Raw genomic sequence first — 16862 nt, forward strand, 5'->3', positions numbered from 1 at the left:
ATGAAAAAGCGGCGCGATCCTAGCCCGGAGTTCGACCTGTTCCTGCCGATCATGGGCGACCTTCCGCTCAAGGATCAGCGGGAGACGATGGAACGGCCGTTCTTTTCCTTGCAGAAACGCAAGCGGGTCAAGCCGATCGAATATACCAGCCCGGACGGTGCGACCTGGGTGAAGATCGAGGCGATACCCGCCTACGGCATGGCGACAATCTGGGATGCCGATATCATCATATGGGCCACGTCGGCTCTCAATCGGATGCGAGAGCAGGGGGTCAACGACCTACCCAGGACGCTTACAACCACGTCCTACGACCTATTGCGGGCGATCAAGCGCAACACCAGCGGACGCGCCTATCAAGATCTTCAAGCCGCGCTACAGCGGTTGCAGACGACTTCCATTTCCACGTCGATCCGCGCCCCCAAGCGGCGCAGCAAAGCGGGCTTCAATTGGCTCGACAAATGGACGTTAGAGGTCGACCCCGACACCGACCAGCCTCGCGGCATGACCATCACCCTGTCGGATTGGGTCTATGAGGGGATCATGGCGGAGCGGTCGCTTCTTACCATGCACCCCGATTATTTCCTGCTGACCGGCGGGCTTGAGCGGGCGCTTTATCGCATCGCCCGCAAGCACGCCGGCAATCAGCGCGGCGGGTGGACGTGCCGGGTGGAGGTGCTGCGCGACAAGACCGGCAGCGACAGCAAACCCAAGGAGTTCAACCGGATGCTCCGCAAGATCGTGGAGACCAACCAACTCCCCGATTACGCAGTGGAAATGGTCGCGACGAACGATGGTAGCCCCGCCATTCAATTTCGGTTGAGAGGGGAGGCGGAAGCCTTGGCGCTCTCCGAGCAGCTCCAGGCCGAGCAGGACCGACGCGACCGCATGGAAGCCGATCGACGGCGCACCACAGAGGTCGATGACCTCATGGACCGACTTTCAGGGCGCTCCTAACTATCGTGTTATCACACACCGCTGCCCCGGAAAGCGGCGCGGCGCGGTTGAGACCAAGAGGAGGCGAAGCCCCTTGGACACCGGCGATCGGCGTTCCCGAGCCGTTTCCTATCGTGTTTTCACACACCTTGGACTCGTGTTTTCACACACCGCACTATCGTGTTTTCACACACCGAATCACGTGTTTTCACCCACCGGGGGTTACCGTAAGCCTTTGTTTTCTAGGCAGGAAAAGACCGGTTTTTGCAGCTTAACCTACTTAACGATTCATATTTAACAGAATCTCTTAACGTCAAACAGCCCGCGCTTGAGACGGAAGAGAAGACCAATGGAATCGGCCTACCGGCCGATGCGCTTTCGCTTCGTGCCGCCTTCGGCGTCACAAGGGCGGCGCAAGCGCCGCTGGCTTAGCGGGAAAGAAGTGGGGCAGGGTAGCGACGGAATCCCCCCTCCACAGCCGTCAGGCGCGGGGTGAGGGCAGGAGGGGGCTTTTAGGTGGTTTCGGGGCGCAGATCGCGCGAACGTCACCAGCGGGGCTTAAATCGGTCCGCCCGTATCGGCATCATCACCGTCGTTCGTGCTTTCAGGGATCAATCACGCCGGATCGAACCGCCCGGCGAACTCGCGATCGGCATAGTAGCGCAGCTTGGCGGCTATGATCGGCCGCTGCCCGGCGAGAAACAGGAGCTGGCGATCGGGGCGGAGCGTGCGGACCTCATCGGGGGTGAGCAGGGCGCGGCCGACGTGCTGCTGCCCGTAGGACAGGCCGCTTTCCTCCGCGTCGAGCGCGCGGCTCATAGTCTCGAATACGACGGTTTCCTGCCCGGCCAGATCGGAAATGAGCTTGGCGCTGTCCTGATCGTTCACCCCGAACACCTGGAGGACGCCGGCATTAGACAGGAAGGTGCCGGCGCGTTGCCCGTAGAGCGCGCGAAGCTGGTGAACGTCCTGCAAGATTGGCCAGAGCTGGACGCCATAGCCAGCCATCAGTCCCATCGCGCGCTCGACGGGTTCGAGGCGGCCGAGCGCCGCGAACTCATCGAGCAGGAACAGCACCGGCCAGGGCGGGCGACCCGGCGCGCGCGCCAGCTCGGTCAGGGCTTGCGCCACCATCAGCCGCAGCCAGCGAGCATAGCTGGCGAGCCGATCGGGTGGCAGCACCAGGAACACCGTCGCCGGCGCATCCTTCAACCCGGCGAACGTGAAATCCGAGCCGCCCAGCACCGTCGCCATGCGGGGTGAATCGAGGAAGTGGGTATGGCGCTGCGCGGCCGACAGCACGCCGGCCGCTTCGCGATCGGATTTGCCGAGCTGGCGGTTGGCGGCGCGCGCGACCAGGCCACCTTGCGCCTGCATCGCTGCGAACCGCGCCGCCAGTGCGGCAGGGGCGAGCGTCAGTCGGTCGCGCAGCGTTTCCAGGGTGCGGGTGGCGGGGGGGTCGGTGGTGACGATGTGGAGCAGGATACCGGCGATCAGCGCCTTGGCTTCCTCGTTCCAATGCGCGTCACCCGCTTCGCCTGGCGCGTCGTGGACCAGCGCGTCGGCGAGCGTCATGCAATCATCGGCGAGATCGAGGCCGTGCGGGTCAATGCGATCGAGCGGATTGAACGCTGCCGAGGCCAGGCCAGTGACGCCGAACGGATCGAGGACGTGGACTGCGCCGAACTTGCCGCGCTGGCGCGCGGCGATGCGGGCGTTTTCGCCTTTGGGGTCGATGCAGACGACCGCGAACGGATATTCGAGCAAGTTGGGGATGATCGTGCCGACACCCTTGCCGGTGCGGGTGGGTGCGATCGTCAGCAGATGGGCGGGACCGGCATAGCGCATCGGCTTGCCGGTTTTCACGTCGCGACCGATCAGCAGGCCGTGATCGTCGTTGAGGGCCTGGGCTTCCCCGGCTGTGGCAAAGCGGGCCGAACCATGCGTGTCGGCGCTATCACCATAGTCGAACCGGCGAAGCAGGGGCAGAACGAACATCCAGGCCGTGACCAGGACCACGGCACCGCTGATCCCGAACACGCCAAGCTGAGCGACAGCGCCGTTCTTATCGAGGCCGAAGTACCAGATCGCCAGCATCAGCAGGAGGAATAGCGCCACGAACAGCACCATGGCGAACAGGACCACGCCGATGATGTGCCGGGCGAACCGGAAAGGGGCGAGCAAGATGCCGAACAAGGCCCACATCGGGTTGGCACGGGCGGTGCGGGCGAGATTACGGGTGGCGCGCGCAAGGCCCATGCTACTTCCCCAGCGGGAGCGTAATGACCGGGGCGTCGTTACGCTCGGAATATCTCAAGATCAGAATACGATAGCGTTCTGCAAAGGCGAGCACATCAAAAACCCGGTCTCTCCTGATCACTTGGCTCCAATGCTTGCAGCGTGCGGATCGGAGCAAGAATCCTCGCCAGCGCGTCGGACAGGTCTTGGATGCGACATTCAAGGTCTGCCGCCAGGTCGAACATTTCTTCGGCCATGACCGGATCGGTGTGCGCCTCATTGACGAAGCGCATGGCTAACCCGTGCAGGCGCAGCAGGTCGTGCCGCATCTCCGGTGCATTGAAATTATCGCCTTTGAGGTGATCGCGCATCACGTCCAGATCATCCACCGTCCGCAGCAAAGGGCCTGTGTCGAAGGACGCAATCTGTTCATTCCGATCGACGGTTTTGGGCATCACGTCGTCCGTTGAATAGGCGTGATCGGCAGGGACCGATCGGCGTCGGGATGATCGAGCAGCCGGAGCAGGATTTGCGAGACGAGGGGAGGGGGCACGCCCTCGTCCAGCATCATCGCGAAGAACGCATCGTCGTTGGGCGTCGGGATCATGTCCTCGATGACCAGGTTAGCGCGCGAGTCCGCCATGTCCTCGTGCCACATGGCGATTTCCGCCGGCGTGCCGCGTACGAAATCCATCGCGCGGACTTGCCTACGGATTGCCTCCATATCGAAATCGCTCATTGCGCTTCGCTCCCTTCAGCTTCCGCATCGAACGCGCGTTTTCCGCGTCTTTTCCACAGCGCCAGCATGTTGCCGGCTTCGTCGCCGCGACCACGCCCGGCAAGATCGAGCAGCGCGCCGTAAAGGGTGGCGCGATCGTCGTCCGTCAGCTCAACCAAGCCGGCTTTCTGGACCAACCCGCCCAGCTCAATCAGGTGGCGCGTTCGTTCGCGACGCTGCACGACCCAGCCCCTGCTATCCGTTCGCCGTTCCGCCGCTTCCGCCCGCAGCGTTGCCGCCCGGTTCAGTCGCAGCGCCCGATCCATCGATCGCAGCAACGCCGCCACCTTTGCGCCCACGCCGTTGAAAGAAAGCCACGCCCTTCGCGCGCCATGCCTCCTTCGCGCTTGCATCCTTCGATCCAATCGCATCGAGCAGAACACCGGCGAGGGTTTCCGCATCGAGGGCATCAGCTCCGGTCGCGGCGACGAGCTGGCCTAGCTGTTCGACTCGCTTCGCTTTCAAAGCGCGGGCCTTGTCACCCAGCGCTTTCAGCTCGGCGTCGTAATCGCGAACCTTCCGCATCGTTCTCACCTTTCCGCGTATCGGTCGGCAGCATCTTAGCGTTATCGGCATGAGGGTAAAGGCAGAACGACCAGAAAATGTCATCAAGTCAGTCACGAGGAGCGAAGCGGATTGTGAGTGCGCGCTTATACGTCGTTGCCGACGTGCGCTAAGAAGTGCAATAAGCATGGATTCATGGCGATCTACCATTTCTCCGCTAAGGTCGTGAGCCGCGCGAACGGATCGAGCGCCGTCGCGAGCGCCGCCTATCGTTCCGCTTCCGAGCTGTTTGACGAGCGGCTTGGGCGCGATCACGATTTCTCGAACAAGGCGGGCGTGGTCCACTCCGAGGTGATGTTGCCGGAGGGTGCGCCGGAGCGTTTAAACGACCGCTCGACCTTGTGGAACGAGGTGGAGGCAGGCGAGAAGCGCAAGGACGCGCAGCTTGCCCGCGAGGTAGAGTTTTCGATTCCGCGTGAGATGACGAAGGAACAGGGCGTCGCGCTCGCTCGCGATTTCGTCGCCGAGCAGTTCGTGAAACGCGGCATGGTCGCGGACCTCAATGTTCATTGGGACAAGGCGAAGGACGGCACCCCCAAGCCGCACGCGCACGTCATGCTGGCAATGCGCGAGGTGGGGCCGGAGGGGTTCGGGAAGAAGAACCGCGACTGGAACTCGACCGAGCTGTTGAAGGACTGGCGCGAGGCGTGGAGCGCGCACGTCAATGAGCGCATGGCCGAGCTGGGGCTTGAGGGGCGGATCGACCATCGCTCCTATGAGGCGCAGGGCATCGAGCTGGAGCCGCAGCACAAGATCGGACCCGCAGCGTCGCGCAGGCCGGAGCAGGGGCTTGAGGCGGAGCGGATCGAGGATCACGCCCGCATCGCCCGCGAGAATGGCGAGAAGATCATCGCCAACCCGAGCGTGGCGCTGGACGCCATCACGCGGCAGCAGGCCACGTTCACCACCCGCGACCTCGCGACGTTCGCGTTCCGGCACAGCGACGGCAAGGAGCAGTTCGATCAAGTGATGGGGGCGGTGCGCGCCAGCCCCGAGCTGGTCGCGTTGGGGAAGGACGGGCGCGACCAAGAGCGGTTCACCAGCCGCGACATGATCGCGGTGGAGTCCCGGCTTGAGCGTGCCGGCGACGAGCTGGCGGGCCGCGCCGGGCATGGCGTCGCCGATCGGCACCGCGAGAAAGCGATCAGTGCGGCCGAGGGCAGGGGCCTTATCCTGTCCGGCGAGCAGCGCGACGCCTTCGATCATGTGACCGGCAACGCCGGGCTGGCGTCGGTCGTCGGCTATGCCGGTTCGGGCAAATCCGCGATGCTTGGCGTCGCGCGCGAGGCTTGGGAGGGGCAGGGCTACACGGTACGCGGGGCCGCGTTGTCCGGCATCGCGGCCGAGAATCTTGAAGGCGGGTCCGGCATCGCGTCGCGGACCATCGCCAGCCTTGAGCACGCATGGGGGCAGGGGCGCGAGCAGCTAGGCCCCAGGGACGTGCTGGTGGTGGACGAGGCCGGCATGATCGGCTCGCGTCAGATGGAACGGGTGTTGTCCCAGGCGCGCGATGCCGGTGCCAAGGTCGTCATGGTAGGCGACCCCGAGCAGTTGCAGGCGATCGAGGCGGGCGCGGCGTTTCGGTCGATCACCGAGCGCCACGGCGCGGCCGAGATCACCGAGATACGCCGGCAGCGCGAAGACTGGCAGAAAGAGGCAACGCGCCAGCTCGCGACCGGCAGGACCGGCGAGGCGATCCGGGCCTATGACGCACACGGCATGGTGCATGGATATGCCACCCGCGAGGAAGCGAGGGCCGGGCTGGTCGATGATTGGGATGGCAAGCGCCAGGCCGAGCCGGGAAGGTCGCAGATCATCTTCACGCACACCAACGCCGAGGTCCGCGAGCTAAATGGGGAAGCGCGCGAGCGGATGCGCGCGACCGAAGACCTTGGCGACGACGTGGCGGTGAAGGCGGACCGTGGCGAGCGAGCGTTCGCGGCGGGCGACCGCTTGATGTTCCTGCGGAACGAGCGGTCGCTAGGCGTGAAGAACGGCACCCTTGGCACCATCGAGGGCGTCAGCCCCGACCGCATGAGCGTCCGGCTCGACAGCGGGCGCAGCGTAGCGTTCGACACGAAGGACTATGCCGCGATCGATCACGGCTACGCGGCGACGTTCCACAAGTCGCAGGGGGTGACGGTCGATCGCGCCCATGTCCTCGCAACGCCGGGCATGGACCGCCACAGCACCTATGTCGGCATGACCCGGCACCGCGATAGCGCGCAGCTCCACTATGGCCGTGACGACTTCGCCGATCAGCGCCAGCTCGTTCGCACCCTGTCGCGTGAGCGGTCGAAGGATATGGCGAGCGATTACGCGCGGCCCGAGCAGGATCAGGCCCGTGCGTTCGCCGATCGGCGCGAGATCCGGTTCCCGGAACTCGCGCGGCAGGTGGCGGAGAAGGTCCGCGACAAGGCCAAGGGCATGTTTGCCGGGTTCCGGCCGAAGGCAGCACCGCAGAAGGCACCAGCACCCGAGAGGGCCGTGGCGGCGATCGGCGGGAAATCCGACCAGGCCAGGGCAATCGAACGCTACGCGCGCGCCGGGGCCGACATAGGCCGGATGCTGGAGAAGGGGTTGCCGGTACTGGCGCACCAGGAACAGGCACTGGCGAAGGCAGGCGACGCGCTCGACCAGGCCCGGCCCCATGCCGCACGCGACCTTGCATCGGCGCTGGCGCGCGATCCTAAGCTGATCGAGCAGGCCGCCGGAGGCAACACGGGCGGCGCGGCGCGGGCGATGGAGACGGAGCGCCAGGTCCGTCTCGACCCGGAGAAGCGCGCGGGCCGGTTCGTGGAGCAGTGGCAGGGCATGAAGGACGCGCGGGCCAACATGGAGCGTGCCGGCGATCATGCGAGCGCGGAGAAGCTCGGCAAGCGGATGCAAGGCATCGCGAGCGGGCTACATCGCGACCCGCAGCTCGAATCCGTTTTGCGTGCCCGCGCGCCCGAGCTGGCGTTGAGCATGGAGCGGGGCCGGTCGATCGGGCAGGAACTGGCGCAGTCGGTCAGCATCGGGCGTGACCGCGACCGTGGCATGAGCCGGTAGGTGACGATGGACGACGGTATTCAGGACGGCGACGATCCGGCGGAGGCGTTCGACCGGCTGCGCGCCGTGATAGAGGGCCAAGACCGCGAGCTGGCGTTGCTACGCCGTGCCGTGGAGGGCTTGGCGGCCGAGCGGGCGCATATCGACGTTCCCGACTATTCCGAGACGCTAGGGCGGATGCAGCAGGGCGTGAACGCCACGGCCGACCGGATCGCGGTTATCAACGACGTGATCGCGCGGAGTCCGGCGCTGGCGATGACGCCCGAGCAAATGGCGCAGCGGATAGCCGCGGCGGGCAACGCCGCCCGGCGCGAGGATCAGGCGGCGCTCGCCAAGGCGGGCGAGGACAAGGCGCGTGTCATAGCCGAGCTTCGCGCCATCGCCGGGTCCGCGTGGACACGGGCCGATCAGAGGAACCGGCAGCTATGGTTCGGGCTTGGCGGGGTAGCGGCCGGCATCCTCGCATGGGCGATCGTGCCGGGCCTGGTCGCGCGCGAGATCGCACCGGCGAGCTGGCAATGGCCGGAGCGCATGGCGGCGCGGACGCTCGACCGGTCGATGTGGGACGGCGCGCGCCGGCTGGCGGGCGTGAGCCAGCCCGAGGCATGGAACGCGATGCTCACAGGCGCGCTCATCGTTCAGGCGAACCGCGAGGCGATCGAGCGATGCCGGAAGACTGCCGCCAAAACTCGCGGTTCCGTGCGATGCACGGTGAGCGTAGGAGCCGAACCTTAAAACCCGAACCTTGCCTAGCGGTTCGTGCAAAACGGTTCTTTAGTTTATCGACTTGGGCTGCGCTTGGCGATTTCAGATACGGCCACGATAATCATGTCGGAGATCGGGGCCTTGACGGCGAGGTAAAACATCCCGCCTATACGCGCTTGCCGAACCAGTGGGGCGTAACGTCCGCTTCCACCAGCTCGTTGTCGCTATCGACGTGTCCCTCGGGATCCAGGTGAATCAAGACCTCTACCTTAGGGAACGCATCGCGCAACGCGGTTTCGACGCGTTCCACGATGTCATGCGCGTCTCCTACGGTCAGCCCGCGATCCACCTCCATGTGGAATTGCGCGAAGTCGAGCGTGCCTGAATGACGGGTGCGGAAATCGTGAATACCGCGAAGCCCTGGTTGGCGGGCCGCCACGTCGAGAAAGGCCGCACGCTGTTCGTCAGGCCACTCGCGGTCCATCAGCATGTCGATGGCCTGATTGGACGCCCGGAACCCTTGCCAAGCAAGGTAGAGCGCGATGATGATGCCAAAGACGGGATCGGCCCCGTGCCATCCCGCATATTGATCGAGCACGAAGGCGACGATGACCGCGATGCTGAGCATCACGTCCGCCTGATAATGGACGTTATCGGCGACGATCGCGACCGAGCCGGTGCGACGGATCACGGTTCGCTGATAGGCCAATAGCACCATCGTCGCCGCGATCGTCGCGACCGAGACGCCGATGCCCAGCTCGGCATCTTGGGTTGCGGCTTTGATTCCAAGCGCGGAAACTGCGCGCCAGCCGATCGCAACCGCCGACGCCGTGATGAGCGCCACCTGGAACAGCGCCGCCAAGGCTTCCGCTTTGCCGTGCCCGTAGCGATGATCGTGGTCGGCAGGTTGAGCCGCGAGCTTCACGCCGTAGAGAGTAACCAGCGAGGCAAGCAGATCAAGCGCGGTATCGGCGAGCGAGCCCAGCATCGCGACCGAACCCGTGCGCCAGGCCGCGAACGCCTTGAGGCCGAGCAGAAAGCAGGCCATCGTTACGCTTGCCAGCGCGGCCCGCGCGGCGAGCGGCAGCAGCTCGCGACGTTGTTCCTGTGTCATAGCTGGCTTCCTAGCCTATTGAACGATGATCCTCGCCTCCATGTCGAAAGTCGAGTGCATGAAGCGCGAACAATGCACATCATAAGTGCCGGTAGCGGTGATGAAAGCGCGCATGACTACTCGACGCGGTGGTCGAACTGGCAGCAGATCACTCCGCTGGAGCGAGTTCGTGCGTTCGACGCCCTCTACGGCGGTTTAGCGAGAAGCCCGCGACGATCGCGACTATCATCAGAAGTTGTGCGACAATAGTTTGCCAGGTCGGGAACAGACCCAGCATCGACAACCGGGGTGCGTCGGCGATCGGGGCAATGTCGATGATGCCCGCTTCCTGTAGCGCCGAGACTCCCTTGCCGGCGAGAACCACCGTCAGTCCCGCCATAAGCCACGAGCTGTAGGCGAAGAACTTGGCGATCGGGAGCTGGCGGCTGTAGCGCAGCATGGCCCAGGCGATCACCCCGAGCACCGCGACGGCCGTCCCGGCACCGGCCAGTAACGCGCCCCCATTCCCTTGCGTCCAAAGCGCCGCATAGAACAGGATCGTCTCGAACACCTCCCGATAGACCACGACGAACGCGAGGCCGAACAGGAACCAGGCTGAGCGGCCCGAAAGGGCGTGCGTCATCTTCTTCCGAATGTAACGCTGCCATTGATCGGCTTGCGCCTTGCCGTGCATCCATATCCCGACCGAGAGCAGGACCACAGCCGCGAACAGCGATCCGAACCCTTCCGTCAGCTCCCGGCTCGCGCCGCTGATCCCGATCGCGTAGGTCGCGACCACCCAAGTCAGTAGCCCCGCCGCGAGCGCCCCGGCCCAGCCGCCATGCACATAGGGCAGCACTTCCGACCGCTCCGCTTTGCGAAGGAACGCGATCATGGCGACGATGATCAGCAGGGCTTCCAGACCCTCGCGTAGCAGAATCGTGAACGCGCCCAGGAACGTCGATGCGCTGCTGGACGCGCTCGGGGCGAGCGCCGCTTCCGCATCGTCGAACAGGCCGTCGAGCACGAGAGCACGGTTTGCCAGATCGTCGGGCGCGGCCCCATGATCGACCGCGGCGCGATATTCGCCCATCGCGCCCTCGATCCGAGCAAGCAGCGCCGCGTCGCGCGCGCCCAACGTCGGCTCGACCGGTTCGAACCCGTCGAGGTAGGCCGACAGCGCCAGTTCCTTCGCGGCGCTACGATCACCCTTGCGGGCGGCATCGAGACTTGCCGCCAATTTTTGGCGGACGAGCGTTAGCGACGCTGGAGCCTGTTCGATCACGGCTTCGGGATGGCGGCGCAGATAGGCCATGACTGGCAGCGCCCGCTGTTCGCCGACGCTGTTCGCGAGCGAGGCGGGCGTGAGCCCCACCAGCGTTTTCAGGTCAGGGATGCGCTGGCGCAGCGCGGCATCGGCCTTCCACAGCCGTTCGCCTTCGCGCGCCTGTTCATCGGTGAGCGCGAAGCTCCCCGCGCGGAATGCCAGCGCCCAGCGATCCCCGCTCGGCAGATCGGCGAAGCTCTGCATCGCCGTCCCGTCGATGCCTTGGGTGATAACCTGATAAAGCGCGAACACGCTGCGCTCGCGCGCGCGGGCTGCGTCGGTGAACGCGATCGGCGGGGTTGAGAGCTTGGCGGCGTCTGGGCCGTGCCCATCCCCGGTCGCGCCGTGGCAGGCCGCGCAGGTGGAACCGAACAGGGCCACACCCCGAGCGAAATCGGGGGGCGAAGCGGGCGCGAGCGGCACGGGATAGGCTTGCAGCAGATCGGCCGCCAACCCGTGTGCGAGCGCCGCGACCTCTTGCGGCGTGCCCTTGCGGGCAATTACGCTTTTCAGGCGCGCCGTCCCCGCAAGCAGCGCCGCCCGTTCGGGCTTGGGCGGCAGCGTGGCGAGCCGCGACGATACCGAGCCAGCAAACTCCGTCATCTCGGCATATTCCGACGCGCTCTTGACCCGGCCGCCCTCGACCGCGCCGTCATAATCGACGGCCATATAGTCGAGCAGCCGCCATACGGTTTGCACGTCGTTCGGATTGGCGACGGGCGCGGCGTGGAGGGCGGCCGGAAGTATAACGCCAAGCAAAACTGCTATGGCGCGAGCCAGCAGGCGCATCATCGGAACGCGAATCATTGCCTGCGCGCGTGCGCTGGGACTCGTGGCAGGGCTTAGGTAAAACGATGACATAAGCCCGCTCTACAACCTCTAGCAGGTAGAGGATCAAGCGATTTGCGACCCGCTCGCATTAGCATCTGCCAAATCCGGGGTCAGGAACTGAATTCTTAGTAGTAGTCGGCGAGCTTGAGCACCCGCGTCGTCCTTCGTGTCGTCCTCATACACCGCCACGCCGACATTGGGGTTTAACGACCATTTGTCGGCGAAATTCCAGTCGGCCGCTAAGCGGAAGTCGCCGGTTGTGCGCGAGTTACGAAAATCTCCGGAACCCGAAGGCGGAAAGACCCGGACAATCGCGCCGATTGATGGCTGGGTCGATCCCGACGCCTCGACGATATTATACTTCAGACCAATCGAGGTCGGGGCGAAACCATTGCTGTGCGTGTTGCCCAAAGCCGGATCGTGTTGGCGCTGCCAAGTGAACGTGTTGCCTTCGACCCGGAACTCCCAGCTCTTGCTAAAGCCATACCTCAGCAGCGTCGGAATGAATGTCGTATGCTCTCGTTCATCGCCGTTGCGGCGATACTCACGCTGGATAGCCGTCTCGATCTGAAAATGACCCAGGCCCACTGTCGTGCTCCCATCCGCGATCCCGGGCCGATCGGGATTGATGTAGTCGTCGGAAGGGTCCGCATGAGCTGGAGCCGCCACGAGGAACGCAGCACCGATTATGAACAAGGGTAATTTGCGAAGATAACGGGAAGGCATCGAAAATACTCCGTTTGGGCGCAATCAGCAGGAAGCTATGAGGCGGGGCGCGCGATTGCCTGAATGACTCGGCACTCGGCCATCGATCGGGCGCAGCATCCGCTCGCGCTCATGGCGGCCAACTCTTCGCGTAAAGCCGAGAGCTGGCGGAGCCGGTCCTCCACGCTGACAAGGTGGCGCGCCGCTATATCCGCCGCTTCCGCGCAGTCGCGCTCCGGTTGGTCGGCGAGCGCGAGGAGCGAGCGAATTTCCTCGATCGTGAAACCCAGCCTTCGCCCATTCCGAACGAAGTTGAGCCGATCCACGTCGCTGAGCCCGTAGGTGCGTCGGCCCGATGCTGTCCGCACGGGCGCCGCGAGCAGCCCGATTTGCTCATAGAAACGGATTGTCGTCACCTTGGTCGCGGTGGCGCGCGATAGCTCACCGATCTTGATCATAAACTGACGGTCCCGTCCGAACTGTTCATATTCTTCTTGCTTCTATAGTAGCTAGAGATTGTAGGGAAGCCGGATGACCGACATCCGAACCGACGCGTGCGCCTGTCATGGCGATGAGAAACGCGCCCAGCATGACCCGGCTTATCGCCGTGCGCTTGCCATCGTTGTAATTCTCAATCTCGGCTTTGGCCTCTGCGAGCTGGTGGGGGGCTTCATCGCCGAAAGCCAGGCACTCAAAGCCGACTCGCTCGACTTCATCGGCGACGGCTCGATCAGCCTGCTCGGCTTACTGGCGCTGACATGGACAGCGCGCGCCAGGGCGCACGTCGCCTTGACCCAAGGGCTCTTCCTCGGTGCGCTCGGCCTTGGCGTGATTGCGTTCGCCATTTGGCGGGCGTTCAATGCGACGCTGCCCGAGGCGGAATTGATGGGCATGATCGGCATCGTCGCGCTGGCGGTGAATGTCAGTGCGGCGCTGGTGTTGTCCCGTTTCCGCGAGGGCGACGCCAATGTGCGCGCGATTTGGCTGTTCAGCCGCAACGACGCATTGGCCAACGTCGCGGTGATCGTCGCGGCAGGGCTTGTTGCTTGGACTGGTAGCGCGTGGCCCGACCTGGGTGTCGCAGGCGTGATTGCGCTCCTCTTCCTCCATTCGGCCTATGTCATCGTCCGCAACGCGCGGGCGGAACTCCGGCCGGCAACCTAGAGGTGCGCAGGACGATCGGACACGTGACAAAGGAGGATCACATGATTGCGATACGCGTACAGATCGCATTAGCCATCGCCGCAACGGCTACACTTGTTAGCGGGTGTGCCACCAGTCAGAGCCAGCCAGCGCGCGCATCAGGCCAAAATGCGCGCTGCGTTCGAGAGTTTGGACCATCAGGGAAGGTGCCGCCCGTTGTTATAAAATGCCCTCAAAAGCCCTAATTCTCTCGACTCAAAGTTGCAGGGGCATGGCCGCAGCTCTTAATGCGCGCGGCCTTAAATGGTGCGATCACTCCCCGCCTTCCGTGCCCCTGGGCGGGGAGACCATAATGCACCCTCACCAGCGCACTCAACACGAGCGCATACATAGGCTTGAGCGATCAAACACCCAAACCTTTGCATCCCGCCGATAAGCCGAGCGGAATCAGCAACGTGGCTCTCCCGCGAACGGTCGTTTGCGACGACGGGCCTGTTTGGTGCGACGCGCAAAGGCTATCCTAAGGTAAGCATTACTGCTACGAAGCGGCCCGTGCGACGTATCCTGAACATCCTTGCGTGTCTTACCCTCGTTTTCTCGCTTGAGACGACGGCGATGGCGCATGCACTGGAGCGCCCGGATGTAAGCGCGAGCACGCACGTGACGCGCGGTGAGGAAATTGCCGAAGGACACACTCCCGGTGACGCCGACCAGGTGCCTGCGGATGGCGACAAAGGCTATCCGCACCATCACGGCGGTTGCCACGGCGATCATGTTGCAGCGCCGGTTAAGGTCGCCAGCACCGCCCTGACGCCAGACCTTCGTCTTGCCCCTGTTTTCACGGGCCGGTTGATGCGGCCACTATCGACGGCCGACCCTGCGCTAAGGCCTCCGCAAGCCTGACGACCCGTTGACCCCCGCTGGCTGATGCCGCGCGGGGCAAATTAGGTTCGTCAGGAGACATCATCGATGCATCGTACAATCGCGGCCTTCATGGTCGCGGCGTCCCTCGCCAGTGCGGCCGGGGCGCAGACATCACCGCCGCCCGGTATTCCGGCGGCGACCACGTCGTCGCAAGTGCCGAATGCGTTCTCGCTCGAGAACGCTCTTGCTGCTGGCGGAATGCCATCCACGCCATCACCTTCTACGGCCAATGGCGTTTCAGCCGGGGGTGGCGCACCTGCGCCTCTTCCATCGGTCGCAGCCGCAACCGCTGGCGTTGGTGCCGCAACCGCCGCACGTCAGGTCGCCGGATTGCGCCCCAATCCCGAATTGCAGGCGCAGGTCGAGAATATCGGCGGCACCGGCGTCTATAAGGGGCTGCGAGGTTCCGAAACGACCGTTGGCTTGGCGATCCCGTTGGAATTAGGCGGCAAACGACCGGCACGTGTCGCGCTGGCGACGGCGCGTCTCACACGCGCGCAAATCCAGGCCGAGATTTCACGGGCCGATCTTCGCCTGCGGATCACACAGCTCTACATCGAGGCCGCTGCCGCTGAACGGCGCTCCGAGGTGCTGGGCGAGCAGGCGGGAATCGCTGCCAATGCGTTTCGCGTGTCGAGCGAGCGCGTGAAGGCTGGCGCGGTCGGTCCGATTGAGCAACAGCGCGCCGACGTGCTGCGCATCAACGCGCAGGTCGCGGCCGACAGCGCAACACGGCAAGCGCAGGCTACGCGGTCCAACCTTGCAACGTTGCTTGCCGCGCCAGTGTATGGTCCGCTCGATCGCGCCTGGTTCGAGCGGATTGACGATTACGGGCCACCACGTCCCATCGACATAGAAGAGACGTTGACGCTCGCTGCGGCGCAAGCGGACGTTCGCACGGCAGATGCGCAGGTGCGCGTTGCTCGGTCGCTGCGAACGCCGGATCTGACCATCAGCACATTCGCGCGCCGTTTGGAGGCCACCAAGGATAATGCGGCCGTAGTCGGCCTCTCGATTCCGTTGCCATTTTTCAACAACGGGAACGCCTTCGTCGCGCAATCGCGCTCCGAGCAGACGCAGGCGATCGCGCTACGCAATCTCGCTGTACTCGATATTCGTCAGCAGATCGCCAGCGCACAGACCGAGGTGGCCAATGCCGCCGCCACGGCGCGGGCGGCGGGTGGTCCAGGCCTCGCCGCGGCGCAGGAGGCAGCCCGCATTGCGCGCATCGGCTGGGCGCAGGGCAAGTTCGACCAGATCGCGCTGCTCGATGCTGAACGCACCTTATCCCAGACCCGCCAGACCTACGTCGATGCCCTTGCGGCCTATCACGACGCACAGGCGCGGCTCGACCGGCTTACGACGCCGGCCCCCTTTCCCGGAGAGAATCGATGATCGATCAGGACGATAATCAGAAGCGGCGCCCGTTGGCGGGCGTTGCTGCAATTGCCCTTATGGCTGGGCTGGGCGGTTTCGCTCTTTCGAGTTGCGGCGCCGACAAGTCGACCGAAGCGGCGGCGAGCAACAATACTACTGCTGCTGGATCTGAAAAGAAGGCTCCCGATACCGTGACGATGGCCTCGCAGGCGATCGAACAAGCGGGCATTGCTACCGAGACCATCCGACCGGGCGGCCTTGGCGCGGAGATCGTCGCGCAAGCAACCGTTAGCGCGTCACCGCAAGGGGAAGCGATCGTGACCGCGCGCGCCAGCGGTGCCGTGACCCGGCTATTAAAGCGCCTTGGTGATCCCGTACGTGCTGGCGAGACGCTGGCCATCGTCGAGAGCCGGGACGCCGCGCAGTTCGCAGCCGATCGCACCGTAGCAGCCGCGAAGTCCACGCTCGCGCAGAAGGCGCTAGCGCGTGAGCAATATCTGTATCGCCAGAAAGTGTCGGCGCGGGTCGACCTGGAACAGGCGGAAGCGGGAGCTGCGTCGGCAGCAGCAGAATCGCGCCGAGCCAGCGTCGCAGCGGGCGCCGCGAGGGTGACGGCGGATGGCCGGGGCGTCACGGTATCGAGCCCAATTTCAGGGCGGGTAACATCGGAGAATGTCAGCCTGGGCGCCTTCGTCCAGCCTGAAACCGAACTAATGCGTGTCGCTGATGCCTCTAAAATACAGGTTGAGGCTGCCGTTGGACCGAGCGATGCACAGCGGCTCGCGCCCGGCGATCGGGCGATCATCGAATTGCCCGATGGTCGAACAATCGATGCGCGCGTGCGTGCAGTCACCCCTGGGCTCGCAAGCGAGACCCGCTCAGCTACTGCGGTCCTCGATGTTCCAGGTTCGCTCCAGCCGGGGCTTGCGGTGCGCGTGCGGCTGCTGCCCAGCCGCGGTGACATTTCAACCGCTATCGTGGTGCCGGAAGAGGCGGTTCAGTCGCTCGAAGGCCGCGATGTTGTTTTCGTGCGAACCGCCAAGGGGTTCCGTGCCCAGACCGTGACGGTTGGTCAGCGCAGTAACGGCCGTGTCGAAATCGTCCGCGGACTGCCTGCCGGCAGCGAGGTCGCAACCAAGAACGCGTTCCTGCTCAAGGCCGAACTCGGCAAGGGCGCGGGCGAGGAAGAATAG

Annotated in this window: 15 protein-coding genes; 6 read left to right on the forward strand and 9 right to left on the reverse strand. The window is 64.5% G+C overall.

Annotation, left to right across the window (positions count from 1 at the left end):
• Positions 1-954, forward strand: coding sequence for a replication initiator protein A (locus E2E30_RS20475; RefSeq protein WP_133192509.1), 954 nt, complete (start codon positions 1-3; stop codon positions 952-954).
• A 594-nt stretch (positions 955-1548) separates the two neighbouring features.
• Here the strand turns inward: E2E30_RS20475 and E2E30_RS20480 are convergent.
• The 5 genes from E2E30_RS20480 to E2E30_RS20500 all read right to left on the reverse strand — a co-directional run bounded on the left by E2E30_RS20480 (position 1549) and on the right by E2E30_RS20500 (position 4474).
• Positions 1549-3192, reverse strand: a complete 1644-nt coding sequence (locus tag E2E30_RS20480; RefSeq protein ID WP_133192510.1) for a type IV secretory system conjugative DNA transfer family protein — start codon at positions 3190-3192, stop codon at positions 1549-1551.
• Between the two features lie 95 nt (positions 3193-3287).
• Entirely contained in the window at positions 3288-3626 is a 339-nt protein-coding gene (locus tag E2E30_RS20485; RefSeq protein ID WP_133192511.1) for a transposase, read from the reverse strand.
• Positions 3626-3910: a hypothetical protein gene (locus tag E2E30_RS20490; protein ID WP_133192512.1), complete on the reverse strand. Its 285-nt coding sequence runs from the start codon at positions 3908-3910 to the stop codon at positions 3626-3628. Before E2E30_RS20490 ends, E2E30_RS20485 begins: the two co-directional genes overlap by 1 nt.
• Positions 3907-4131 carry a conjugal transfer protein TraD gene (locus E2E30_RS20495; protein WP_133192513.1) on the reverse strand — a complete coding sequence of 75 codons (225 nt, stop codon included), beginning with the start codon at positions 4129-4131 and terminating at the stop codon, positions 3907-3909. The genes E2E30_RS20490 and E2E30_RS20495 overlap by 4 nt, the downstream gene beginning before the upstream one ends.
• Positions 4132-4144: 13 nt before the next feature.
• On the reverse strand, positions 4145-4474 hold the full coding sequence (locus tag E2E30_RS20500; RefSeq protein ID WP_133192538.1) for a conjugal transfer protein TraD: 330 nt from the start codon (positions 4472-4474) through the stop codon (positions 4145-4147).
• A 174-nt stretch (positions 4475-4648) separates the two neighbouring features.
• Between E2E30_RS20500 and traA the strand changes: the two genes are divergently transcribed.
• Positions 4649-7564, forward strand: a complete 2916-nt coding sequence (gene traA, locus E2E30_RS20505; protein ID WP_133192514.1) for a Ti-type conjugative transfer relaxase TraA — start codon at positions 4649-4651, stop codon at positions 7562-7564.
• A 6-nt stretch (positions 7565-7570) separates the two neighbouring features.
• Positions 7571-8299: a DUF6118 family protein gene (locus tag E2E30_RS20510; RefSeq protein WP_133192539.1), complete on the forward strand. Its 729-nt coding sequence runs from the start codon at positions 7571-7573 to the stop codon at positions 8297-8299.
• Between the two features lie 136 nt (positions 8300-8435).
• Here E2E30_RS20510 and E2E30_RS20515 read toward each other — a convergent pair whose 3' ends face one another.
• The 4 genes from E2E30_RS20515 to E2E30_RS20530 form a co-directional block, all read right to left on the reverse strand.
• Positions 8436-9383 carry a cation diffusion facilitator family transporter gene (locus tag E2E30_RS20515; protein WP_133192515.1) on the reverse strand — a complete coding sequence of 316 codons (948 nt, stop codon included), beginning with the start codon at positions 9381-9383 and terminating at the stop codon, positions 8436-8438.
• Positions 9384-9531: 148 nt separating this feature from the next.
• Positions 9532-11478, reverse strand: coding sequence for an FTR1 family protein (locus E2E30_RS20520; protein WP_443018427.1), 1947 nt, complete (start codon positions 11476-11478; stop codon positions 9532-9534).
• 105 nt (positions 11479-11583) lie between these two features.
• Positions 11584-12246, reverse strand: coding sequence for a transporter (locus E2E30_RS20525; RefSeq protein ID WP_133192517.1), 663 nt, complete (start codon positions 12244-12246; stop codon positions 11584-11586).
• A gap of 35 nt (positions 12247-12281) precedes the next feature.
• Positions 12282-12683, reverse strand: coding sequence for a MerR family transcriptional regulator (locus tag E2E30_RS20530; RefSeq protein ID WP_133192518.1), 402 nt, complete (start codon positions 12681-12683; stop codon positions 12282-12284).
• Between the two features lie 73 nt (positions 12684-12756).
• On the opposite strand from E2E30_RS20530, the gene E2E30_RS20535 reads away from it, so the two are divergent.
• The 3 genes from E2E30_RS20535 (at position 12757) to E2E30_RS20550 (ending at position 16862) form a co-directional block, all read left to right on the forward strand.
• Positions 12757-13389 (forward strand): cation transporter, encoded by a 633-nt coding sequence (locus tag E2E30_RS20535; protein WP_133192519.1) that lies wholly within the window; start codon positions 12757-12759, stop codon positions 13387-13389.
• Positions 13390-14337: 948 nt separating this feature from the next.
• Positions 14338-15687 carry a TolC family protein gene (locus E2E30_RS20545; RefSeq protein ID WP_133192521.1) on the forward strand — a complete coding sequence of 450 codons (1350 nt, stop codon included), beginning with the start codon at positions 14338-14340 and terminating at the stop codon, positions 15685-15687.
• The gene (locus E2E30_RS20550) at positions 15684-16862 is read left to right on the forward strand and encodes an efflux RND transporter periplasmic adaptor subunit (RefSeq protein ID WP_133192522.1); all 1179 of its coding nucleotides are present in this window, start codon (positions 15684-15686) and stop codon (positions 16860-16862) included. The genes E2E30_RS20545 and E2E30_RS20550 overlap by 4 nt, the downstream gene beginning before the upstream one ends.

It is taken from the genome of Sphingomonas sp. AAP5 (assembly GCF_004354345.1).
Lineage (GTDB): Bacteria > Pseudomonadota > Alphaproteobacteria > Sphingomonadales > Sphingomonadaceae > Sphingomonas > Sphingomonas glacialis.